We start from the raw sequence: 24,107 nt of genomic DNA, 5'->3' as shown, positions 1-24,107 counted from the left end.
ATGACATTATCGGACTGCCTACTGCCGAGCGATCGCGCCGATCGCGTTGACGAGAATGCGGGACGCAGTAATGGCCGATAGTCCATCAATGTCGGCGGGCGGATAAAGTTCGACGAGGTTGAAACCAACGATCTTTGCTTTGTCGGCGACACCAGAAATCAGATCAATCACCTGCGTGTAGGTGAGACCGCCTGGCGTTCTTGCGGCAACACCCGGCATGATACTCGGATCGAGGCTGTCGCAATCAAGTGTGATGACGACTCGAGCGTCATCTGGAATGGCACGAAGGGCGGCAGCCACGCCGACGCGGTGAATTTCTCTCGCCGTAACAAAGTGACTTCCGTAGCGCAGGGCATCATCGACGTCGGCTTTTCTTGCGCTTCCGACGCTTCTCAGTCCGACTTGCACCATCCCAGCCACATGCTCCATCTCACTTGCTCGGCGCATGGAGCTTGAGTAGCCGTACCGTTCTCCCTGAACCTCGTGTCTCCAATCGATATGCGCATCGATCTGCAAAATCCAGACCGGTCCGGTGGCCTCGAACGCGGCGACGAAGGGATATGTCACTGAGCAATCACCGCCGATCAAGATGGGAACAGCGCCAGAGGTGAGGATCGTTTGCGTTTCGTCTTTGATAAGCTGTCTATTGCCCTGATTGTCACCCATCACAGTTTTGATGTTGCCGGCGTCTATGGCACTGACAGCGCAGCCGTCGAAGAGCGATCCATTGAGATCGAAATCCCAATGTTCGATCAAAGGCGCATCTTCTTTGCTCGCGGCTCGGATATGGTCGGCTGCCGTTTCGTATTGGCAGGTCTCTTGATCGGGATAGGCGCTGCCATGTGCGGCGCCAAAGATGACCATGCGTGCAGGTTCGTCGTGTTCGAGTTTCGTCGGGAGGCCAAGAAACGAATTCGCTGCATTCATTCTGCGATCAATTCTGTTGGAGATGTCATCAGCGCTGCGATGATGGCTTAAGGCCCATTGCGTGTCAAAGCGTGCCTCGTGGGATCGAATGGTCGCAACATGTGCCCAACAAAAGATGGTGCGTTCTATCGTTACTTCCAGAACGAAAAACCCCGAGATTGGCTTTCCAATCTCGGGGTTCTGATTCTACTGCGTGTGCTTCAAGGCTTAGAAGAAGCCTTTGCGCTGCCACCAGCCGCCCTTGCGTGGTTTTGGCTCTTCGCCATCGGCGCTGTCGCTCTTGCCGGAAGACGTGACAACCGGCTCGGACGAGGAGACGTTATCGCCGCGGTTGGCGCGGGCTGGCTTTGCAGCGTCGTCCGCTTCTTCTTGAGCCGTTTCGGCAGCAGGTTCAGCAGCCTGCGGAGCAGGTGATGCTGCTGCAGGGGCTTCGGCGGCGGGTGCTTCCTGCGGAGCAGGGGCAGCGTCTGCAACCGGCGTCTGAGCGGTCGGTGTTTCTGCCTCAACCTGGACCTCGGCAACCGCTTCCGTCTTTTCCTTGGCCTTGCGGGTACGGCGCGGCTTCTTCGGCTTTTCGGCCTCTTCAACCTCAGGCGCTTCGGCTTCGGCAGCCTCGACAGCGGCAGTCGGCTCTACGCCTTCGACGGCAGCGGCAGCTTCGCCATCTTCAACGCCGTCATCAGAACCATCCTGATCGCTGTCGCCATTTTCGGCATCCAGCAGTTCACCGTTTTCGTCGCGGTTGCGACGGCCGCCACGCTTGCCACGACGACGACGCTTGCGCTTACCTTCGTCTTGGCCCGCATTTTCGCCTTCGCCGCGCGCTTCCGTAGCCTCTGCCTGATCTTCGGAGGCATCGTCGCCATCCTCGTCATCGCCTTCGCCGGATGCATCGTCATTGGCATCAGCCTGAACGTCGCCGTTTTGGCCTGCACCCTTGCCGCGACGGCGGCGACGACGCTTACGCTTGCGCTTGCCGTCCTCGCCGTTCTCAGCCTGAGGCTGACGTGGCTCGTTGCTCTGAGCCTTGACTACGACTTCTTCCTCGTCTTCTTCCTCCTCGACTTCAATGACGATATCGTCCTCGTCTTCTTCGAAGGTTGGAAGAGCCTGCAGAAGGCTTTCGATTTTCACTGGGTTTTCGACCGCTTCACCGCGGTCGATGGCGAAGTGCTGGGCACCGACGCTGGCATCTGCCGCGATGATGATTGCGACACCGAAGCGCTCTTCATAATCGACGATCGTGCCACGCTTGTGGTTGAGCAGGTAGAGCGCCGTTTCAGGTGTGGTGCGAACCGTGATGTTGTGCGTCGTGTTGCGCAGCAGGTATTCCTCAACGCCACGCAGAACGTGAAGCGCGATGGAGGATTCCGAGCGCACATGACCCGTGCCGCCGCAATGCGAGCAAATCTGCGTGGTCGATTCGAGAACCGAGGCACGAATACGCTGACGCGACATTTCGAGAAGACCAAAATGTGAGATGCGGCCGACCTGAATACGGGCGCGATCGTTCTTGAGGCAATCCTTCAGCTTCTTTTCGACAGAGCGATTATTACGCTTCTCTTCCATGTCGATAAAGTCGATGACGACCAGACCGGCAAGGTCACGCAGGCGAAGCTGGCGGGCAACTTCTTCGGCTGCCTCGAGATTGGTGGCGAGCGCCGTCTCTTCAATCGAATGTTCGCGGGTCGAGCGACCGGAGTTGACGTCGATCGACACCAGAGCTTCGGTCTGGTTGATGATCAGATAGCCACCGGATTTCAGCGTAACCTGCGGCTGAAGCATGCGGTCGAGCTGCGCTTCGATACCCGAGCGCGAGAAGATCGGATGAATGTCGCGGTAGGGTTGAACCACCTTGGCGTGGCTCGGCATCAGCATCTTCATGAAGTCTTTCGCTTCACGATAGCCGTCCTCACCGGAAACGATGATCTCGCTGATGTCCTTGTTGTAAAGGTCGCGGATCGAGCGCTTGATCAGCGAGCCTTCTTCATAGACGAGGCAAGGGGCCGTGGAGTTCAGCGTCAGCGTGCGAACGTTTTCCCACAGGCGCATCAGATACTCGAAGTCGCGCTTGATTTCGACGCGGGTGCGGTTGGCACCGGCAGTGCGCAGAATAACGCCCATGCCGTTCGGCACTTCGAGATCGCGGGCGATTTCTTTCAGGCGCTTGCGGTCGGCAGGCTGAGTGATCTTGCGCGAAATACCGCCGCCACGTGCCGTGTTCGGCATCAGAACGGAGTAACGTCCGGCGAGCGACAGGTAAGTTGTCAGCGCTGCACCCTTGTTGCCGCGTTCTTCCTTGGCAACCTGCACCAGCAGGATCTGACGACGCTTGATGACTTCCTGAATGCGGTACTGCTTGCGCGGCTTGCGCATGGCGCGGTCTGGAACTTCCTCCATCGCGTCTTCGGCGCCGACCGACTCGATCACTTCCTTTTCGTGGTGATCGTCGTCGTCATCATCATCGTCGTCACCGACGCGTTCGACTTCCTCGGAAATCGTGTCGGTATCGACCATGGCCGCCATTTCGCCGCCCTTGGAGCCGTCTTCATCGGAGGCTTCATCAGCAGACGCTTCGGCCGAAGCGTCGTCAGCGTCGGTCTTCTTCTTCGCGCGGGGGCGGCGGGTGCGCTTCTTTGGCTTTTCTTCTTCGGCAGGCTGCTCTTCGGAAACCACTTCTTCCGCAACGGCAACGGTTTCCTCGGAGGCTACTACCGCCTCATCGGATGCTGCTGGCTCTTCAGTCTTTTCCTCAGACGCCAACACGATGCCAATATCCGGCTGATCTGCCTTGGAAAGATCAACGGTGGGTTCGTTGGGAGCGTCAGCCGGTTCAAAGTCATCGCCACGGCGATGCTCTTCGGCTTCCGCCTTTAGAAGCGCCTGCCTGTCGGCCAGTGGGATCTGGTAATAGTCTGGGTGAATTTCGGCGAAAGCCAGAAATCCATGGCGGTTGCCGCCGTAATCCACGAAGGCTGCCTGAAGCGACGGTTCGACGCGTGTCACCTTCGCCAGATAGATATTGCCGCGTATCTGTTTCTTATGTTCGGACTCGAAATCGAATTCTTCAATGCGATTTCCACGAACAACGACTACGCGCGTCTCCTCTTCGTGGGAGGCGTCGATAAGCATTTTGTCTGCCATGTAAGCTGTGCTCCTCGGCGCAGCCTTGTCATATACGAGAACAGGCCTGCCGCAGGGACAGGCCTTTCATCTTTTTCCAAGGGTGTGCCGGAAATGAAGTGTTCCGCCCGACGCATGTAAACTGGCAGCATCCGGACAACGTGCAAGGCTACGTGCCTGCTCCCTGTATCCGGTTCGTATGAAAGCTGCTGCAACGACATCATTGGCCAAGCGAGAACGACTATAATAAATAGACTCCTGAGAGTCCGATGAAAATGCTCTCCTCAGAGCGAGCGGTGGCATGCCACCGGGTATGTTTCCGGCCACAGCCGGATTGATCCAGTTTCAGGATAAAAATGCAGCGACGGCAGATGATTGCCCGAAATTCAGCGCCAGAGTCATTCTCGATTGGCAGCCGGCGGGAATCTATCCCGTCAACATTTTTAACCCTCAATCGTGTTGTATGTTTTCTCCGTCATAATAGCAATAGGCAGGCTAAATATGCCATATCATTGATGGAATTTCGCGGTTAAGAAATGCTTCATCAAGGCTTGCGAATGTTGCGACCGGACGCGAATAAGGCCATCTTCATCAGGGGAAGACGGCGATTTCGGCTGGGAAGCCGGTGATCTTCGCGCTCAACGACATAAAACTTAAAAGATATTGGCGACTATGAAAATTCGGGCGCGGGCGGCAAGGACATCAAAAAGGCGAGCTTCATTGTCGCGAATCACCCGTTATGCGCGTGTGGCAATCGCCGTGTTGCTTCTTGCTTTTGCCGTAGGCGAGAAGGCGCATGCAGCGCCCAAATTCGTCGCGCATGCAGCTCGCATCATAGGCGACGAAGCGCGTACCCGTGTCGTGCTGGATTTCAACGCAGAGCCGGAATTCGAAGTGCATTATCTCGATTCGCCGGCGCGGATTGTGGTGGATTTGCCAGCCGTTAGTTTTGCTTTTCCTGCAAACGATCTGAAGGCGACCGGGCTTTTTAGCGAAATCCGCTTCGGCAGTATGGGCGAGGGGAGCGCGCGTCTGGTGCTGACCGCCAAGAAACCGGTTCAGGTCGCTGTTGCAAAAGTGCAGCCGGAGGACGGCGGCAAGGTCTTCCGCTTCGTCCTCGATACCGAAATCGCTTCCAAACAAAAATTCGTTGATTTGTTGAAGAACCAGGATTGGCAGGCGCTTGCGCCGGCAACCACCGCATCCGTTACACCCGATATCATCGAGACCTCTCCGCGCCAGTCTGACTTCGTCATAGCCGTGGATGCCGGACATGGTGGCATCGACGCGGGCGCGAAGGGTGGTGTCAGCGGCACCGACGAGAAGGTCATCACGCTTTCCTTCGCCAAGCAGCTTACGGATCGTCTCAATCGCTTGCCCGGTATCAAAGCGTTTTTGACGCGAGATGACGACACGTTCCTGGCGCTTTCCGAACGCGTAACTATCGCACGCCAGCACAGCGCAAACCTTTTTATCTCGGTGCATGCTGATACGCTGAGCCAGAAGGGCATACGAGGCGCGACTGTTTACACCATTTCAGACCGCGCATCCGACCGCATGGCGCAGAACTTGGCGGAACGTGAAAACCTTTCTGACCAGATTGCCGGTGTGACCGTCTCCAACGCGCAGCCGGAAGTCGCTGATATTTTGCTTGATCTGACGCGGCGTGAAACGCAGGCGTTCTCCGTAACGCTTGCGGAAAACATCGTCTCCTCGTTTGAGGGGCAAGTGGGGCTGATCAACAATCCGCACCGTTATGCTGGTTTCCAGGTCCTGCGCGCGCATGACGTGCCATCGGTATTGCTTGAACTCGGTTTCCTCTCCAATCCCGAAGATGAAAAGCTTCTTCTGGATGAAAGCTGGCGCGACAAGGTGGCGGAACGTCTGGCCGATGCGGTGACGAAGTATCGTGCTCAAGCTCTTGCCAACGGTGGCTGAACGACAGCGGCTGTGATGCATTTGCGACGGTCGCCAAAAAGCCGCGCAAACTGACTGGTCCGCAGCCGCATTTGATAGGCAAAGCCCTATTTTACTCACATTCAACGCGTTACTCGACATCAGGATTCGGCAGCAGAGCGGGACTCGCTTGCAATTGCGCGAACATTATCTCTCGATAACATGAGCGGGAATGCTTAATCCCCGACTTGTCATCGGTTAAGCGGTGTGCAAAACGGCACGCTACATGTAAAATTGCGCGCCTACGGGCAGGCGCAAAGTGCGATTCGAAGTATCGGTAGCCTCATATGATCAGACTGATTGGATATTTCTTCGGCTTGGCGAGCACGCTTTTTCTCGTGGTCGCTGCTGGCGTTGCCCTTTATTTGGTAACGATCACGAAGGATCTGCCTGATTATGCGGTTTTGAACAGCTACGAGCCGCCGGTCACGACGCGCGTTCACGCCGGCAACGGCGCCCTGATGACCGAGTACGCCGAACAACGCCGCTTGTTCCTGCCGATTCAGGCTATCCCCGATCGTGTGAAGGCCGCATTTCTTTCAGCCGAAGACAAGAATTTCTATCAGCATCCCGGTATCGACGTGACCGGCTTTGCGCGTGCGGCTCTCGCCTATGTAACTGGCGGACCGACCCAAGGTGGTTCGACCATTACGCAGCAGGTGGCGAAGAACTTCCTGCTCACCAATGAGCAGACGATGGAGCGCAAGGCGAAGGAAGCCATTCTTTCCTTCCGCATCGAGCAGGCCTACAGCAAGGACAAGATCCTTGAACTTTATCTCAACGAAATCTTCTTCGGCCTGAACTCCTACGGTATCGCCAGTGCCTCGCTCACCTATTTCAACAAGTCCGTGACCGAGTTGACGATTGCGGAGACGGCCTATCTTGCCGCTCTGCCGAAGGGTCCGGCCAACTACCATCCGTTCCGCCGTGAAAAGGCGGCAGTCGAGCGCCGCAACTGGGTGATCGACCGCATGGCCGAGAATGGCTACATCACCAAGGCAGACGCAGAAGAAGCTAAGCAGCAACCGTTGGGCGTCAATGTTCGTCGTGGTGGCCCGCAGCTTGCCGGTTCGGATTACTTTGCCGAGGAAGTGCGCCGCCAGATCGTCGACCAGTTCGGTGCCGACAAGCTGCTCAAGGGCGGTCTTTCTGTGCGCACCTCGTTCGATCCTGAAATCCAGATGGAAGCGCGCAAAGCGCTGCAGGACGGCCTTATCGACTATGATGAACGTCGCGGCTTTCACGGCCCAATCGATCAAGTCGATGTTAATGGCGACTGGGCAGCGGCACTTTCCAAGCTGAAGCCCCTGCGCGACGTGCCTGAATGGCGGCTTGCCGTTGTGCTTTCTGCAACCGCGGACGGCGTCGATATCGGTCTCCGCCCTGATGCGGACAACGAGGCTTCCGATAAGAATGCGCGCGGGCGCATCAAGCCGGAAGACATGAAGTGGGCTTATCGCGACTCCAAGGGTCAGCGCAGCACGGCGAAGTCCCCCGCTGGCGTATTGAAGGCTGGCGATGTCGTTTATGCCGAGCAAATCGCCGGCCAGGGCGATTCCTATCGTCTTCGCCAGCCGCCGAAAGTGCAGGGCGGTATGGTGGTGATGGATCCGCATACCGGCCGCGTTCTCGCGATCGTCGGCGGTTTCTCCTATGCGCAGTCGGAATTCAACCGCGCGACCCAGGCGATGCGTCAGCCCGGCTCGTCCTTCAAGCCGTTCATCTACGCGGCAGCGCTCGATAATGGTTATACCCCAGCTTCGGTTGTCATGGATGCACCCCTTGAGGTCGTGTCGGGTGGTGAGGTCTGGCGGCCGCAGAACTATGGTGGCGAGGTCGCAGGTCCATCCACGCTTCGTCTCGGGATCGAGAAATCCCGTAACCTGATGACGGTGCGTCTGGCGCAGGATATGGGCATGAACCTGGTGGCGGAATATGCCGACAGCTTCGGCATTTACGACAAGATGCCGCCGTTGCTCGCCATGTCGCTGGGCTCTGGCGAAACTACCGTCATGCGCATGGTGTCGGCCTATTCCGTGATCGCCAATGGCGGCAAGCAGATTAAGCCGACAGTCATCGACCGCATTCAGGATCGCTACGGCAAGACGATCTTCCGTCATGAGGATCGCGCCTGCGAAGGCTGTAATGCGACGGTCTGGCAGGACCAGAACGAGCCAACCATCGTCGACAAGCGTGAGCAGGTTCTCGATCCGATGACCGCCTATCAGGTGACGTCCATGATGGAAGGCGTTGTTCAGCGCGGTACTGCGGCAGGCAAAATCAAGGTCGATCTGCCGGTGGCCGGCAAGACCGGTACCACCAATGACGAGAAGGATGCCTGGTTCGTCGGTTATACGCCAGATCTGGTCGCAGGTCTCTACATCGGCTTCGACAGCCCGGCGCCTCTTGGCCGTGGCGGCACCGGCGGGTCGCTTGCAGCGCCGATCTTCGGTGAGTTCATTTCTCAGGCCGCCAAGCACTTGCCGCACAGCAAGTTCATCGTGCCGAATGGCATGAACTTCATCGCGGTCAATCGCAAGACGGGCATGGCCGCCATGCAGGGTGAACCCGATACAATCATGGAAGCGTTCAAGCCAGGCACTGGTCCTGCATCCACCTTCGACGTGATCGGCATGGACGGAAACATGTCGCAGGAGGATATCCTGCGGGAATCGCCACAAGCACATCAAGCCATTACCGGCGGCGGTGGCGGCCTCTACTAAATCAATTCAACACACGGCGAGGGGCGCGGGTCTTTACATCCGCGCCCCTCGCATTTATTCACCCAGCAAGTTTTTCAAGAAGGCGAAGAATCTGCGAAATGCGCAATGAAATCGTAAACGTAGTCGACGAAATCAAGCAGGCCATAAGCCTGCTGAGGAGGCATCTTTGACTGGGATCAGGCGATAAGACGACTGGACTGGTTGAACAATAAGGCAGAGGACCCGACCCTCTGGAACGATGCCGGTGAAGCGCAGAAGCTGATGCGCGAGCGCCAGCAGCTGGATGAATCCATCACGGGTGTCAAATCGCTCGAGCAGCAGGTCAACGACAACATCGAGTTGATCGAGATGGGTGAGGCCGAGGGCGACGAAGAGATCGTTCGCGAGGCCGAGGAGGCGCTAAAGGCGCTGCGCAGCGAAGCAAACCGCCGTCAGGTGGAAGCTATGCTTTCCGGCGAGGCCGATTCCAACGACACCTATGTCGAAGTGCATTCCGGCGCCGGCGGCACGGAAAGCCAGGACTGGGCCAGCATGCTGCTGCGCATGTATACCCGCTGGGCCGAGCGTCAAGGCTTCAAGGTGGAAGTCCTTGAAGTGCATGACGGTGAAGAAGCCGGCATCAAATCGGCGACTATTCTGGTCAAGGGCCACAACGCGTTTGGCTGGATGAAGACCGAATCCGGCGTTCATCGCCTCGTGCGTATTTCGCCCTATGACAGCAATGCTCGTCGTCACACATCGTTCTCATCGATCTGGGTTTATCCTGTGGTGGATGACTCGATCCAGATCGATATCAACGAAAGTGATTGCCGCATCGATACTTATCGCTCGTCCGGTGCCGGCGGTCAGCACGTCAACACCACGGACTCTGCAGTGCGTATCACCCATATTCCGACCGGTATTGCGGTGGCCTGCCAGCAGGAGCGCTCACAGCACAAAAACCGCGCGAAAGCCTGGGAAATGCTGCGTTCGCGCCTCTACGAGGTGGAGTTGCAGAAGCGGGAAGAGGCCGCCAATGCGCAGGCAGCGTCCAAGACGGATATTGGCTGGGGGCATCAGATTCGCTCTTACGTTCTGCAGCCTTATCAGCTGGTCAAGGATCTGCGCACCGGGGTGGAAAGCACGTCACCCAGCAGCGTCCTCGATGGCGATCTGAACGACTTTATGGAGGCAGCCCTTGCTCACCGCATTAGCGGTGGGGCTGGCGTGGAAGTCTCCGACATCGATTGATAAGGGCGTGTCGATTTCCATATTAGAACCTCCCGTGGCATTCGCTGCGGGAGGTTTTTCTTTTTTGCAGTGCGAAGCTTGAAGGGAATGCAGTGAAGCAAGCGCTCTACATTGTCGACGTGCAACCGAGCTTCAATCCGCCGGCGTACCTCGTTGAGGAGATTGCAAAGCTCGCAACGAAAATGCCGAGCATCGCGAGCGTCGAGCGGCATGATGAGAGCATTACACCTTTTGAGCGGCAACTGGGGTGGACGCCCGGCAAAAACGACGAGTCGCTTGTGGCGGCAGACCGGATTTTCATCAAATACGGTTACGCGCCGCCAAAGGAAGCGATTGATTACCTTTTATCGCTGGACGTCGATCGTGTTCTTGTCTGTGGCATTCAGGCCGACACCTGCGTGCTCGCAGCCGGCTTTTCTTTGTTCGATGCCGGACTGTCTCCAACGCTGCTTCCATGGTTGACGGTTGGCTCCAGTCTTGACCGAACGGGAGCGCTGGGAACGCGCCTGTGGAAGCATCACTTCGGTGCGGTGCTGAGTGGACCGGACGAGATTGGGTTGTGTTAAGCAACGTCGGCGAAGTCCGTTCTGATGGTCTTGCCAAGCCGTGCTCAAGATCCGTCGAGGCAAGACATCCTTTGTTAGTTGGACGCCTTCTCGATTTTCATGTCGCCCAACTCGTCGATCAGAACCGTCCACGCGTCCGGCTCCTTCTGAGCCGGATCTGTCTTCAGATGCACCGTCACAAACAGGCCGGGCAGGCTGGAAGCGCCGGCTGAACTTTCAGGGCGGATGTCGGTCACATAGACCTTCATCTGCGTGAACTCTTCCAGTTCCAGTGTTTCGACAAGGGCAGGGCCATTCGCGGTGTAGGCGATCTGCTGGAGATAGATCTTGGCGGTGCCGTCCGGCTGGCGCAGAGCGATCACCTTGTAATAACCCCGCGTGGGCTCTCCCGGTGGCACCGCATTCTTGTTCGACGTTTGAGGAGCCTTTGCCGCGTCCTCAGCAGCCTCGCGTTCCCACATACCGCTGCTGGTAACGAAGATGGTAGAGACGGGCAGGGCATCGATACCAGGAACATCGGCGAAGGCCTGAGTGAAGCTGCCTAGCATAAGGGCGGCGGCGAAGAGTGCTTTCACGGGACTGTCCTTCATCAATTGGTGAACTGTTCGGCAAGGATCCGGTCCGACCAGGAGCGATCAGGGTCCGAGAGAATCCTGGCCGTTCGGTCCTGAGAAAGCGCTATCTTGACGCTACGCACGGATTTCACCTCGCGATGGTCGGCGACGGCGTTCACCGGGCGCTTTTCGCTTTCCTGAACGTGGATATCGACGGTCACCTTATTAGGAAGCAGCGCACCACGCCAGCGTCTCGGGCGGAAAGGGCTAACGGGAGTGAGTGCGAGTAGCGGGGATTCGAGTGGCAGGATCGGGCCGTGGGCGGAAAAATTGTAGGCGGTTGAGCCAGCAGGTGTCGCCACCATCACGCCGTCGCAGATCAGTTCTTCCAGCCGTGTCTTCCCGTCTATATCGACGCGGAGTTTTGCCGCCTGGTGAGACTGACGGAAGAGGCTTACCTCGTTCATGGCGAGAGCCGAAACCTCGTTGCCGTCCTCATCGATCGTCGTCATTCTGAGTGGATGGAAATCGTTGCCGGTCGCAATCGCGATGCGCTCGTGCAGGCGGCCCACCCTGTAATCGTTCATCAGGAAACCGACGGAGCCGCGGTTCATGCCGTAGACCCGCTTTCCAAGATTCATCGTCTCGTTGAGAACCTGAAGCATGAAGCCATCGCCGCCAAGCGCTACAATCACATCTGCCTCGTCGAATGAGGCATTGCCATATTCGCGGATCAATTCTTCTCTTGCAGCCTGCGCATGGTTTGCCGGCGACGCGACAAAGGAAATCTTGTGTACTGAACGCGACATGCGGACATCCTGATTGATGATCTCTGGTACATGAAGAGACACCTGATGGACAAGCTCTTTCCGGCTGTCAGCGAATAGCCGTAGTGAGACTCAGCGCGAGTTCCCCGACTAAGGAGACCGTGGCGCGCTCCTCGATTCGCATTGTCGCCGTAATTATTAACAACCGGGCGGCGAAGGTCGGAACAAAAGCAAACTCTTTCCGTTCTTCCAGCACAATGGAGATTGTAACATGACGTCACAAGGTACTTCTGGTCGCCGAAGAATTCTTGAGGCCGCAAACAAGGCCTCCATTACCACATACAAACCAATTATCGTTCCTCTTACAGGTACCTATGTGGCGATGATCTTCCGCCGGGGGCTTAAGAGTGCGTCTAAACTGGCAAAGAGTTAGTCGAAACCTGGCGTGACTTGACGCTACTAATGGCTGGTAGCCGCAACGCCATAGATCGCGAAGGAGAATGACATGAAGACAGTTCTCATCATCGCCGCTGCCATGGTCGTTTCCGCAGGCGCGGCGTTCTCAGAATGTATAAAGAGCATCGACACATCATCCGCAGCACCTGGTGTCGATCGGGAGTTCAAGACAGCGAGCATCGTGCCGCCAACGGAGCCCGCCCAGAAGCCAGTCCTCGTTTTGAGAAAAATGGACAGACTGCCTGGCAATATGGAAACTGCCGTTGTTGCATCGCCTGAAAGCGCTCTGGCGCGGATGCAGTAAAGGCCTTGCCTAACCATTTGATCAATCCCGCGTCTGAAAGTCTCAGCGCGGGATTTTTGTGCGTTGGTGATCTTAAAGCGCGTCGCGCAAAAATGTGCAGCGGTTTTCCAAGGACGACATGCGACGATTAGGACCTAAGGCGTGCAAGCGAATCTGAAAGATCGCGACGCGCTTAAGACTAAGCTGATCGACGCGCACCTTTGATGCGCCTACAACACAGAATGCGGCGATCTGCTCAAGCATCATGCTGGAGCAGCACCAGTCATCCGCACCGCCTCTCAGGAGTCGAGCCTGAGCGAGAGTTGCCGGCCACCGTTTTTCTTGAGAATGTATAGTGGCTTGGCCATCATCTCTGTCTTGCGACGCAGGTCGCGTCGGCGCTCTTCAGCCCGTTCTCTCAAATTTCTAGATTGAGCAACAAGAGCGAGTGCCTGCTCAATGGATCTCTCTGACGTCGTCATCGCGAAACTCCCGTTTGTTCTCTTTATGTTCTCATTTTGAAACAGGATTGTCAAGAAATTTGGTTCGGGATCTGACGTTGTCAATTGAAGTGACGATTAATCCTAGATGTAGCCTACTGTTCTCGAAGCGCGTCTTGATCATAAGGGCATGATTTCGGACAGGATCGTGTGAGGCCAGAAAAGAAAAAGGCCCGGCATGACCGGACCTTTCGTCTTTCGCACTGCATTCTCCGTCTTAGGAAAGGGCGCGGTCTTCCATGAAGCTGTCTTCCGACAAGCGACCGCTTGCTAGTGCAACAATAGCAAGAACTGCGTGTTGACGATCCCAGCCAGCATTTTCGGCCACCTCCAGCAGTCCGTTGATGGACGGCTCGAGAGCGAACTGGCATTCCGCCTGGTAATCCATAGTGTCGATTTTAAGCGACGGTGGATTGATCAAAGCGCGCATTCAGCACTCCATTCTGGCACATATCCCGCTCCCCAATGCGCGGACACGCGTGAAATTCACAAGCTTTTGGAGCTCAACGTCACGACGACGTCAAGCGGTATCAAGCCACGAATCCCCCAGCACCGCTGCAGACTCATTTATATTAGAGTTCCTGTCAACCGCGACGCTCGGTTATGCATCGCTTCTGCTCTGGCGAAATGGACGCTTACGCCAGATAAGAAGAGCCATTACGTAGAAAGCAAAAGCAACGAACCAGACGAGGGGGAAGGCGAGAAAAACAGCGGCATATCCACATCCGCCATCGAAGCAGGTACCAAAGGTGGCAGTTTGAACGACGCTCCTTGCGACAAAGAAGGAGACGAAGCCGGTTCCCACAACACCCGCCAGCAACAACACGATATTGGTAAACAGTCTCATGTTGGGCGAGTATGAATAAAAATAAGACGTCTTTGCGGACATCAAACAAGTAGCTGGTTGGAGGTCGAAATTTTATCGCTGGCCGCATTTTGTTCAGCGAGCGCTGCAAGGAAGCGGGTCTTATGTAGAGCGTCCTAGGCGAGACGAATGGAGCATTAGAAGGTCATGCTTCAGTGGTCTTCAAATTGCTAGAGTGGTGCCGCTCCTGGACCTGCGAGGGCGAATGGCGAGAGAGCAGGGAAACCCATCCTGCGGCGATTTACCTTGAATCATATTATTCAAATATTCTTTGTGAGCTTGGGCTATAGGTGGCCTGTGTAGTAGCTTTCCGAAAGAGCTTCTGGAGCATCCGCTTTTCGACGCACAGGTCAGCGGGTTCGCAAGGGGATGTTGTGAAAAGATATATTCGTTTTCTGGTCTACGTTTTCAGAAACTTTATTTTAGCGAGCAGACGATTTGTTCGCCTTTCACCTTCCGAGAGTGGAAGGGTTCATTTTTATGATAAGCAGACCAAACGGTTTCTTCATGTGTCGGTTCGAGATCACATCGACTCAATTACCGCGGATCAGGTGTTTACCGACAGTGATTATGAGCTGCGCTTTTTGAGCCGATATGACGAACTGGTCGCGTTCTATGATCGGACCCTTTCCCAAAACAAGACTCCATTGATAATCGACTGCGGCGCCAATATCGGCTGCTCAGCTGTGTTTTTCGCGCGAGAGTTTCCAGCAGCAAAGCTTGTGGCGATTGAACCAGAACGCAAGAATTTCGAGATGATACAAAGAAACTGCGGTTCACTTGAGAATGTCATTTCGGTGAACAAGGCTGTCGGATCCGTGGATGGTCTTGTTACAATTGCTGATCCGAATTGCGACAATAACGCTTTCAGAATGGCTCGAAATGCGGATGGTACAGGTGACATCCCGGTGACATCGATAGACACCTTGCTTTCCGAATATGATGATTGCGTACCGTTCATTATCAAAATCGATATTGAGGGATTCGAAAACGACCTGTTTTCGGCAAATACCGGCTGGATCGAAAAATTCCCACTGATGATCATGGAGACGCATGACTGGCTTTTGCCGCGCCAGGCAAACTCCAGCAACTTTTTAAAGGTTATCAGCGCAACGAATCGGGATTTTCTTCACAAGAGCGCGAATGTTTTCTCAATCTCCAATACTATCGAGATGTAGAGGTTGAAACGCCTCATACCTGACCACAGAATTTCCCTTCAACCACGCTCAGATTCCTCTGCAGGTTAAAGTCTGGGGAAGCTAGGCGCAGCGAATGCCCCAATTATCACCGAGGGTAGCACTGGCAGTGTTCTCACAGCATTTTGAAGCTGATGATTGCAGGGTGGCGACATTCACTGCCCGCGGATGATATGCCGGGATGCTCATCTGAGGCAGGCATCAGCACCGCTCGCGCAGTGCAGGGCGGCATGGCGTCTCTAAGAAATCCAGCACACGATCAGGCGCTTCGTTCAAGCGTCCAGGCCTTACTGAATCTCATGAGAAATTCTGCCGATTTGCCTGTTGTTTCAGACGCTTGCAGAGAGAAGATGGTGGGTGATGTAGGGCTCGAACCTACGACCCGCTGATTAAGAGTCAGCTGCTCTACCAACTGAGCTAATCACCCGACCGGCACCGTGTGGCGGTGTGAGGGGGCGTATAAAGGGGTTCATTTCCCTTGTCTAGCGCCAATGATGAAATATTCCGATTTTTCTTTCGAAGCCTATCGTGTTTCAGGAAAAAAGCCCGGAAATCCGGGCTTCTTTCGTCGAAGATTTTTTCGCCAATTAGCGTCGTATCGCTCGCGCCACGGCAATCAGGATGCAGGCGCCGATGAAGCCTGCGATCAGGTAGCCGATCCAGCCGCCCAAAACGATTCCGAACACCGACAGGATGGCGTTGGCGATGACTGCGCCCACGATCCCGAGAATGATGTTCATCAAAACACCCATATTGCTCTTCATGAACTGCTCTGCGAGCCAACCGGCGATGCCACCGATAATGATTGCTGCGAGCCAACCGATACCTGCTGATTCCATGATTACCCTCCATCTATGGACACTATTTGCTTGTGCGCTCTTTAATGGTTGAAACCGGAAGAAGTTCCACGGCTTACGCAGGGTGGCACTGTTGAATTGCCACATAGCGCGATTATCTAGGCCAGACGAATCGGCAGGAGCAGAAGGGTATTTTTTGATGACGTTTTCGACGAGTGAGAACAAGTGGCTGCGTTCTCTGCTTCTCCTTCCGCTGATCTGCGTGCTGTTGTCCTCCTTCGCTTTCGCGCAGCAAGATCCTGCGCAAGCGCCCGCTGCAGCCACCATGCCGGTTGTTGAGCGGTCGACGAAGGAACTGGAAAAGTACAAGGCGACGCTTTCCGACATTACTCGCCAACTTGAAGATGGCGGTAGAGACGATACCCGGCTGGTCGATCTGAAGGGCAGGGCAGACGATCTCTCGGCCGCCGTTAACGGCGTCGTCGCAACACTGCGTGGCCGCCTGGATGAGATCAATGCCCGTGTTACGTCGCTTGGTGAGCCGCCAAAGGAAGGCGCGCCTCCGGAAGCCAGTGTGGTAACGGATGAGCGAAACAGACTGAATTCGGAGAAGTCGCAGATCAATGCCGTGTTGGGCGATGGCGAGGCTGTTGCCGGGCGCGCTACATCCCTGTCGAACAATATCACTTCCATTCGACGCGCGCTGTTTGCCGCCACGTTGTTCAAGCGTACGGAGATTTCGCTTCCCGTTCTTGCAGAGGCGGGCAGGGAGTTCATCGATGAAGTCTCGACGCTCAGCAGTTCACTGAGCGGCTGGTCGGTTTTCGTGTGGAATTACAAGCGGCTCTCGATGTTCGGCGCCGTCTCGCTTTCGGTTCTGGCCGCCCTTCTGTTCCTCGTTGGCGGATACCGGCTTCTTGGACATCGCATGGAGCGGCGCGCCTTTTCAGGCGAACCATCTTACCTGCGCCGTTTGTCCGTCGCCTTCTGGTCGACGACGGTGCAATCCATGTCCGTCTTCCTCTTCATGGTCACCTCCGGCTTCTTTCTCGATAATTTCGGTGTCCTGAGGCCGGATATCGCGCCGATCGTCTATGTGGCGATGTCGGTCATTGCCTTTGTCTATTTCGTTTCGCGTCTGACGTATGCGATCTTTGCGCCGACGCAGCCGGAATGGCGTCTGCTGCGGGTCTCCAATAGCGGTGCGCATACGATTTCGTCGGCCATGCTGGTCATGGCGATCGTCAACGGTCTGGATTATCTGTTCAGCACCATCAGTGAGACATTAAATTCCCCGCTGATTTTGACCGTGGCAAAGAGCTTTGTGGCTTCGATCATCATCGGAGTCATCCTGTTCGCTTTGTCGTTCCTCAAGCCTGTTATCGGCGAAGGTGAAGATGCCGAGAGCGGGCATAAGCGTATGCCGCGCTGGCTTGCCATTCTGCTGCGCGTTGGCGGCCTGCTGCTCATCGGCGCTTGCCTGACCGGCTATGTCGGCCTTGCTCGGTTCCTGGCTACCCAGATCGTGGCCACGGGTGCTGTGGTGGCCACCGTCTATATCGGTATTCTCTCAGGCAAAGCGATCTCGCGCCAGGGCGCGTTTGGCGAAACGCTGGCCGGTCGTTACCTCGGACGCCGCTTCGGGCTTGGACCGGTTGCGCTCGATCAGGCTGGTCTGGCCGCTGGTCTCGGCATCTACGCCATCGCGCTCGCCTTCGGCATACCGCTGGTTCTCTTCTCCTGGGGCTTTCAGCCCGGTGACATCGAGAACTGGGCTTTCAGCCTGCTGACGGGTTTCAAGGTCGGCAATACGTCTATCTCGCTCATCAGCATCTTTAGCGGCATCCTTGTTTTCGTCGTCGGTTATGCGGTGACGCGCTGGTTCCAGAAGTGGCTCGATCGCAACGTCATGGCGCGGGGGCAAGTCGATGCCGGCGTTCGAAACTCCGTCGGTACCGGTATCGGCTACCTCGGTATCGTGGTTGCTGCAATCTTCGGCATCTCCTCTGCTGGTCTTGATCTTTCAAGCCTGGCGCTGGTGGCTTCGGCACTGTCGGTCGGTATCGGTTTCGGCTTGCAAAACATCGTTTCGAACTTCGTCTCCGGTCTGATCCTACTCGTCGAACGTCCGTTTAAGGTTGGTGACTGGGTGGTGACAGGCGCGGTCGAGGGCACCGTCAAGCGGCTCTCGGTTCGCGCCACCGAGATTGAGACGTTCCGTGGTCAGTCGATCATCGTGCCGAACTCGGAATTCATCAATTCATCCGTCGGTAACTGGACGCACCGAAACCGCATCCAACGCGCGGAAATTCCCGTATCGGTCGCCTATGAAACCGATCCGCAGAAGGTCATGGATATTCTGCTGGAGCTGGTTAAGAAGCAGACGCCGGTCTTGAGAAATCCGGAGCCGCATGTGGAATTTCTGCGCTTTGGCGATTTCTCGCTGGATTTCGAATTGCGCTTCCACCTTGCCGATCTGTCTCATGGGTTGACCGTGAAGAACAATCTTAGGATGGAGATTCTCAAGCGCTTCCGCGAGGAAGGCATCAGCATCCCGATGCCGCAGCGCAATTTGAACATTCACATGGAAGGTGAGACGAACCCGCAAATTCTGGCAGCACTTCTTTCCGAGGAAGGCGACAAGGCCGTCGTTTCCCACACCGGTGCTGCATCAAGCCCGAAGCAGGAGGCAGGGAAGTCTGAGATTTCCAAGCCACAATCGCAGCCAGAAAAGCCTTCGGAAGCAAAGGTTGAGGAACCTAAATCATCTGCCGCCAAGAGCTGAGGCTGAGCATTTTAGATGCTTGAAAATTGTCAAAAGGCTCGCCGTCGCGGCGAGCCTTTTGCATGTCGTAATCAGGCGTTTGGGCGACGATGCGACATTGCATAGTCTGCGCCATAGGTTCGGAAAAAGCCGCGTTCATGCGGATGACATGCCTCAAGGGGAACTATGACTATGAAGACACATGCGCGGGCAGTGGTTATCGGTGGCGGCGTTGTCGGCGTTTCGACGCTCTACCATTTGGCCAAAAAAGGCTGGACGGATTCCGTTCTGATTGAGCGCAAGGAGCTGACCTCCGGCTCCACATGGCACGCCGCTGGCCTGCTCCCGCTGTTCAACATGAGCTACTCGGTTGGCCAGATCCACAAATACTCGGTCAAGTTCTACGAGGAACTCCAGCAGGAAACCGGCATGAATGTCGGCTTCTCCAAGGTTTCCAACATTCGTCTCGCCCGCACCAAGGATCGCTGGGACGAATATATGTACTATACCGGCATCGCTGAAACGATAGGCGTCAACGTCAAGCTTCTGACGCCGGAAGAAGTCAAGGAAGTCTGGCCACTCTGTGAGACCGACGGTCTTCTCGGCGCGATCCAGCACCCGGACGACGGCTACATCCAGCCGGCAGATCTGACCCAGGCACTGGCCAAGGGCGCGCGCGACAAAGGTGCGACGATCTACAGAAACACGACCGTTACCGCCATCGAGCAGACGGAAGACGGCCAGTGGAAGGTGACGACGGACAAGGGCGAGATCATCGCCGAGCACATCATCTCCTGTACGGGTTCGTTTGCCCGCAAGACGGGCGAGATGGTCGGCATCAACATCCCGGTCATTCCGGTCGAGCACCAGTATATCGTTACCGAGCCGCATCCGGACATTCTGGAGCGCCGCAAGCAGGGTCTGCCCGAAATGGGTGTTCTGCGTGAGTCGGACAGTGCCTGGTATATGCGTGAAGAAGCCGGTGGTCTGATCCTTGGACCTTACGAGCACGGCGCTCCTGTCTGTTATGTCGATGGTCCTTCGGACGACAGCGAGTACGAGCTGTTCCAGGAAGAGCTTGACCGCCTGATGCCGCATATCGAAAGCGCCATTGCGCGCGTTCCGGCTTTCGGCGAAGTCGGCATCAAGAAGGTCTACAACGGCGCGATCGCCTATACGCCGGACGGCAACCCGATCGTCGGTCCGGCTCCAGGTCTGAAAAACTTCTGGCTGAACGAAGGTCACTCCTTCGGTATCACCGCTGCGGGCGGCGCAGGCTGGCAGCTGGCGGAATGGATTGTCGATGGCGAGCCGACGCTCGACCTCACCGGTGTCGATCCACGCCGCTTCGGCCCCTACGCGACCGAAGGCTATCTGATCGCCAAGAACGAAGAAGCCTATGCGAACGTCTTCACCATGCACTATCCGGATGAGGAGCGCTCTGCTGCCCGTCCGCTGAAGACCACCCCAATCTATGATCGCCTGAAGAAGCTCGGTGGCGTCTTCGGTTCCGTCTATGGTTGGGAGCGTGCCAACTGGTACGCACCGGAAGGCTACGCGCTGAAGGAAGAAGAGCTTGGCGTGGGCGCCGACGTCATCACCAGCCACAACCACGCGCCAGCGCTGGAAGACGGCCGTATTGTCGAGAAGTGGTCGTTCCGCCGCTCCAACTACTTCGAGCATGTCGGCAACGAGGTGAAGAACGTCAACCAGAATGTCGGCGTTCTCGACATGTCGGCCTTCGCCAAGATGGAAGTCTCCGGCCCCGGTGCGCGTGCCTGGCTTGAATCGATCCTTGCCAATGCCATTCCGAAGAAGCGTGGCCGTATCGCGCTGACACATCTTCTGACGCCGAATGGTGGCGTCAAGGCGGAGTTCACCGTTTATGAATGGGCACCGGGCCGCTTCTATTTGGTTTCCGCTGGCGGTCTTGAGTCTGTGGATCATGATACCCTTCGTCGTCTTGCGCCGACCGATGGCTCCGTCACCCTGCAGCCGATCACACAGAAGTACGGTGTTCTGGCACTTGCCGGTCCGAAGTCTCGCGAGGTGCTGAAGAAGCTGACGCGCACCAGCCTCGAAAACAAAGACTTCCCTTGGCTGACCGCCAAGGAAATCTCGGTTGGTGTTGCGACTGCTCACGCCCTTCGCGTCAACTTCGTCGGCGAACTCGGCTGGGAACTCCACCACCCGATCGAAATGCAGAATTACATCTTCGATCGTCTGATGGAGGCCGGTGCCGAATTCGGGATCAAGCCGTTCGGCATTCGCGCCATGGTGTCCATGTCGCTCGAAAAATCCTACCGCAACATGGGTCGTGAGCTTTCGGTGGAGTACAATGCCTACTCGTCAGGTCTCGACCGCTTCATCAAGCCTGAGAAGCAGTTCATCGGTCGCGATGCGGTTGTGGCCGGCAAGGAAAAGGGTCTGCCCTGGATCTTCTCCACCCTGATCGTCAGCGGCAACACCACCGTTGATGCACGCGGTTCGGAAGCCATCCTGAACGATGCTGGCGAGGTTGTGGGTCGTGCAACGAGCGGTGGTTTTGGCTGGCGTATTGGCAAGTCGGTAGCGCTCGCGATGCTCGCACCAGACTACGCCACGATTGGCACCAAGCTGAAGATCAAGATCCTTGGCGATCTTTATGATGCGGAAGTCGTGGGTGAAAGCCCGTTCGATCCGGACAACGCAGTGCTGCGCGCTTAAGGCGTCATGCTGCATCTATCAAATAAGAAAGGGCTTCGTTGCGGCGGAGCCCTTTCTCATTGATGAGATTGTTGCCTTCAGTCTCTCAGCCTTATGGCCGTGCATTCCGCCCCAGCAGGCAGTTCGGGCGCGTGCGGTGGGCGGATGATCAGGCAGTTGGACTTCGCCATGATCTTCATCATCGACGAGTCCTGCTTGGTGAAGGCCTCCGCAATGGGGAGCCCATTGTCTGTGCCGGTGAAGCGGGCGCGCAGATAATCCTGGCGCACGTCGTTGGCTTTGAGGGCAGTTGCCGTTGTGACGGTCATCTCGCGGGAGCGTGGCGCATGGTGGCCAAGCTTGTGGACCAAAGGTTCGAGGAACAGCAGGCTACAGACGAGGCTCGCGACCGGGTTACCGGGCAGGCCCAGCACCTGCATCGGACCAATGCTCCCGACCATCAGCGGCTTGCCGGGTCTCATGGCGATGCGCCAGAAGTCCAGCGCCATACCTTCAGCCTTCAACGCGGCCTGGACAAGATCGTGATCGCCAACCGAAGCACCACCGAGGGTCACGAGAATATCGGCTTTGGCGGCGATGGCCTTGCCGATTGCCGCACGAATGAGCGCGTCGTCGTCCTTGACGAGGCCGAGGTCGAGAATATCCGCACCGGCTTGGCGGGCAAGAGCCGCGACGCCGAATGTGTTCGAGGCGATGATCTGCGCCACTTGCGGTTCGTCACCTGGCCGCACCAGTTCATCGCCCGTGGCGAGAACTGCGACCAGCGGCTTGCGATAGACCGTAACGTCGGCATGGTTCATCGCGGCAGCGACGGTGAGATCGGCGAAGCTTAAACATGTACCAGCATTAAGAACGGCTTCGCCTTCCTCAAAATCCTGCCCACGCGGTCGGATATGTCTCCCCTGGATGACATTGAAGGCGGTGCGGATGTGGTCAGCCTCCAAGGTCTCCGCGTCCTCCTGGATCAGAACGGTATCTGCTCCTTCCGGTACAGGGGCGCCGGTGAAGATGCGCACGGCTTCGCCCGGTCCGACTGTACCATCGAAAGAGTGTCCTGCCGAAGCCGTGCCGATGACTTTCAATTCGGAGCCTATTGCTGCAGCATCTGCTGCGCGCAGCGCATAGCCGTCCATCGCTGAGGAATTGAACGGCGGTTGGGTGATCCGCGCCTTAAGGTCAACGGATAGCACTCGGCCTAAGGCTTGCGCGAGGGCGACAGGTTCCTCCACGGTAACAGGTCTCGCCGCGTCCAGCAGGCTTTGGAGGGCGTCAGCGACAGGGAGAAGGGGTTTCATGCGCTTCCTCTTAGACTGGCCATTGACGCTTCCTGATGGCTCACAACGATCATGTCAAAAACGCGACCCTGTCCTCAAGGCTCGTGGACCTAGTGGCTGGCCTCTTGTTCGGCTCTGTAGTCGCCTGATTTACCACCGCTTTTTTCCAAGAGGCGTATAGCGCCGATTTCCATAGCCTTATCGGCGGCCTTCGCCATGTCGTAGATCGTGAGACAAGCAATGGAAACAGCCGTCAGGGCTTCCATTTCGACGCCGGTCTTGCCGGAAAGCTTGACCGTCGCCTGGACCCGTAGGCCGGGCAGGGCGGCGTCTTCGGAGATATTGACTGACACTTTGGTCAGCATCAGCGGGTGGCAGAGTGGGATGAGGTTTGAGGTCTGCTTGGCGGCCATGATGCCGGCAAGACGCGCAGTACCGATGACGTCACCTTTCTTGGCGTTGCCTTCGCGGATCAGCGCCAGGGTTTCCGGCTTCATTCTGACGAAGCCTTCGGCAATAGCGATTCTAACCGTATCGAGCTTGTCCCCGACATCGACCATGTGGGCTTCACCGGATACACCGATATGGGTGAGTTTTTGGGTGCTCATTCCGCGGCCAGAACGCTGCTCTGGCCGGTGAGGAGCGCGCGTGTCGCCTCGGTGACATCATCCTTGAGCATCAGGCTTTCACCCACAAGGAAGGTGCTGATGTTGCATTTTTTTAGCCGCAGACAATCCTCATGGGTGAATATACCGCTTTCGCCCACCAACAGCTTGTCGGATGGAACCAGCTTGGCCAGACGCTCGCTGTTTTCGAGGTTGACTTCGAAGGTGCGTAGATTGCGGTTGTTAACGCCGAGCATGGGCGACGAAAGTTTCAGCGCCCGTTCGGTTTCTTCTTCGTCATGCACTTCCACCAGAACGTCCATGCCAAGCGCGAAGGCCTCGTCCTCAAGGCGCTTTGCTTCGTCATCCGAAAGCGATGCCATGATCAACAGGATGCAGTCGGCGCCCCAGGCGCGGGCTTCGTGCACCTGATAGGTTTCGAACATGAAGTCCTTGCGCAGAGCGGGCAGGGTGCAGGCATTGCGCGCGGCTGTCAGAAACTCCGGCGCGCCCTGGAAGCTCGGTGTATCCGTCAGGACTGAAAGACAGGCAGCGTCGCCGGCTTCATAGGCCTTCGCCAGTGCCGGTGGATCGAAATCCGGACGGATGAGGCCTTTCGACGGGCTTGCCTTCTTGATCTCGGCGATCAGGCCGAAGATGCCTTCGGATTGCTTGCGCTTCAAGGCTTCGTAAAAGCCGCGAGGTGCTGTCTGATCTACCGCCATCGCCTTCAGATCGGCAAGAGAAACCTTCGCCTTGGCGGCTGCGATTTCCTCGCGCTTATAGGCTTCGATCTTTCTTAGAATATCGCTCAT

General features: G+C 56.6%; 17 protein-coding genes and 1 tRNA gene. 8 read left to right on the top strand and 10 right to left on the bottom strand.

Annotated features, from left to right (window positions below; genetic code table 11):
• Positions 1-18: 18 nt before the first annotated feature.
• Both WKI41_RS19570 and WKI41_RS19565 read right to left on the bottom strand, forming a co-directional pair.
• Complete coding sequence (locus tag WKI41_RS19570; protein ID WP_340195142.1) at positions 19-927, bottom strand: agmatinase; 909 nt, start codon at positions 925-927, stop codon at positions 19-21.
• 207 nt (positions 928-1,134) lie between these two features.
• The gene (locus tag WKI41_RS19565; protein WP_340195141.1) at positions 1,135-4,071 is read right to left on the bottom strand and encodes an Rne/Rng family ribonuclease; all 2,937 of its coding nucleotides are present in this window, start codon (positions 4,069-4,071) and stop codon (positions 1,135-1,137) included.
• A gap of 651 nt (positions 4,072-4,722) precedes the next feature.
• On the opposite strand from WKI41_RS19565, the gene WKI41_RS19560 reads away from it, so the two are divergent.
• The 4 genes from WKI41_RS19560 (at position 4,723) to WKI41_RS19545 (ending at position 10,525) form a co-directional block, all read left to right on the top strand.
• A complete protein-coding gene (locus WKI41_RS19560) occupies positions 4,723-5,988 on the top strand; it encodes an N-acetylmuramoyl-L-alanine amidase (RefSeq protein ID WP_340195140.1) in 1,266 nt (421 codons plus the stop codon).
• Between the two features lie 305 nt (positions 5,989-6,293).
• Complete coding sequence (locus WKI41_RS19555) at positions 6,294-8,729, top strand: PBP1A family penicillin-binding protein (RefSeq protein ID WP_340195139.1); 2,436 nt, start codon at positions 6,294-6,296, stop codon at positions 8,727-8,729.
• A 98-nt stretch (positions 8,730-8,827) separates the two neighbouring features.
• Positions 8,828-9,959 (top strand): peptide chain release factor 2 gene (gene prfB / locus WKI41_RS19550; protein ID WP_340195138.1). Its coding sequence is split into 2 segments (ribosomal slippage): positions 8,828-8,896 and positions 8,898-9,959, totalling 1,131 coding nucleotides; the frame shifts between segments, so codons are not numbered across the junction.
• 92 nt (positions 9,960-10,051) lie between these two features.
• Positions 10,052-10,525 carry a cysteine hydrolase family protein gene (locus tag WKI41_RS19545; RefSeq protein WP_340195137.1) on the top strand — a complete coding sequence of 158 codons (474 nt, stop codon included), beginning with the start codon at positions 10,052-10,054 and terminating at the stop codon, positions 10,523-10,525.
• A 74-nt stretch (positions 10,526-10,599) separates the two neighbouring features.
• On the opposite strand, the gene WKI41_RS19540 is transcribed toward WKI41_RS19545, so the two are convergent.
• Together WKI41_RS19540 and WKI41_RS19535 are read right to left on the bottom strand one after the other, a co-directional pair.
• Positions 10,600-11,073 carry a hypothetical protein gene (locus WKI41_RS19540; protein ID WP_340195493.1) on the bottom strand — a complete coding sequence of 158 codons (474 nt, stop codon included), beginning with the start codon at positions 11,071-11,073 and terminating at the stop codon, positions 10,600-10,602.
• Between the two features lie 41 nt (positions 11,074-11,114).
• A complete protein-coding gene (locus WKI41_RS19535; protein ID WP_340195136.1) occupies positions 11,115-11,888 on the bottom strand; it encodes an NAD kinase in 774 nt (257 codons plus the stop codon).
• 463 nt (positions 11,889-12,351) lie between these two features.
• Between WKI41_RS19535 and WKI41_RS19530 the strand changes: the two genes are divergently transcribed.
• Positions 12,352-12,606, top strand: a complete 255-nt coding sequence (locus WKI41_RS19530) for a hypothetical protein (RefSeq protein WP_340195135.1) — start codon at positions 12,352-12,354, stop codon at positions 12,604-12,606.
• A gap of 696 nt (positions 12,607-13,302) precedes the next feature.
• On the opposite strand, the gene WKI41_RS19525 is transcribed toward WKI41_RS19530, so the two are convergent.
• Positions 13,303-13,515, bottom strand: coding sequence for a hypothetical protein (locus WKI41_RS19525; protein WP_340195134.1), 213 nt, complete (start codon positions 13,513-13,515; stop codon positions 13,303-13,305).
• Positions 13,516-14,324: 809 nt separating this feature from the next.
• Between WKI41_RS19525 and WKI41_RS19520 the strand changes: the two genes are divergently transcribed.
• Positions 14,325-15,128: an FkbM family methyltransferase gene (locus WKI41_RS19520; protein WP_340195133.1), complete on the top strand. Its 804-nt coding sequence runs from the start codon at positions 14,325-14,327 to the stop codon at positions 15,126-15,128.
• Positions 15,129-15,497: 369 nt separating this feature from the next.
• Here the strand turns inward: WKI41_RS19520 and WKI41_RS19515 are convergent.
• Positions 15,498-15,573, bottom strand: a tRNA-Lys gene (locus tag WKI41_RS19515).
• A 160-nt stretch (positions 15,574-15,733) separates the two neighbouring features.
• Positions 15,734-15,985 carry a GlsB/YeaQ/YmgE family stress response membrane protein gene (locus tag WKI41_RS19510; protein WP_062427424.1) on the bottom strand — a complete coding sequence of 84 codons (252 nt, stop codon included), beginning with the start codon at positions 15,983-15,985 and terminating at the stop codon, positions 15,734-15,736.
• 157 nt (positions 15,986-16,142) lie between these two features.
• Between WKI41_RS19510 and WKI41_RS19505 the strand changes: the two genes are divergently transcribed.
• Positions 16,143-18,728, top strand: a complete 2,586-nt coding sequence (locus WKI41_RS19505) for a mechanosensitive ion channel family protein (RefSeq protein ID WP_425341075.1) — start codon at positions 16,143-16,145, stop codon at positions 18,726-18,728.
• Positions 18,729-18,899: 171 nt separating this feature from the next.
• Complete coding sequence (locus WKI41_RS19500; RefSeq protein WP_340195491.1) at positions 18,900-21,413, top strand: GcvT family protein; 2,514 nt, start codon at positions 18,900-18,902, stop codon at positions 21,411-21,413.
• Between the two features lie 77 nt (positions 21,414-21,490).
• On the opposite strand, the gene glp is transcribed toward WKI41_RS19500, so the two are convergent.
• The 3 genes from glp to trpC all read right to left on the bottom strand — a co-directional run bounded on the left by glp (position 21,491) and on the right by trpC (position 24,107).
• Positions 21,491-22,708 (bottom strand): gephyrin-like molybdotransferase Glp, encoded by a 1,218-nt coding sequence (gene glp, locus WKI41_RS19495; RefSeq protein ID WP_340195132.1) that lies wholly within the window; start codon positions 22,706-22,708, stop codon positions 21,491-21,493.
• 89 nt (positions 22,709-22,797) lie between these two features.
• Positions 22,798-23,295: a cyclic pyranopterin monophosphate synthase MoaC gene (gene moaC, locus WKI41_RS19490; RefSeq protein ID WP_340195131.1), complete on the bottom strand. Its 498-nt coding sequence runs from the start codon at positions 23,293-23,295 to the stop codon at positions 22,798-22,800.
• Positions 23,292-24,107, bottom strand: coding sequence for an indole-3-glycerol phosphate synthase TrpC (trpC, locus tag WKI41_RS19485; RefSeq protein WP_340195130.1), 816 nt, complete (start codon positions 24,105-24,107; stop codon positions 23,292-23,294). The genes moaC and trpC overlap by 4 nt, the downstream gene beginning before the upstream one ends.

The sequence above is a fragment of the Agrobacterium larrymoorei genome, assembly GCF_037722385.1.
GTDB lineage: Bacteria > Pseudomonadota > Alphaproteobacteria > Rhizobiales > Rhizobiaceae > Agrobacterium > Agrobacterium larrymoorei_C.
Note: the sequence above shows the minus strand (reverse complement) of the source record. Positions and strands in the feature narration are given on the sequence as shown.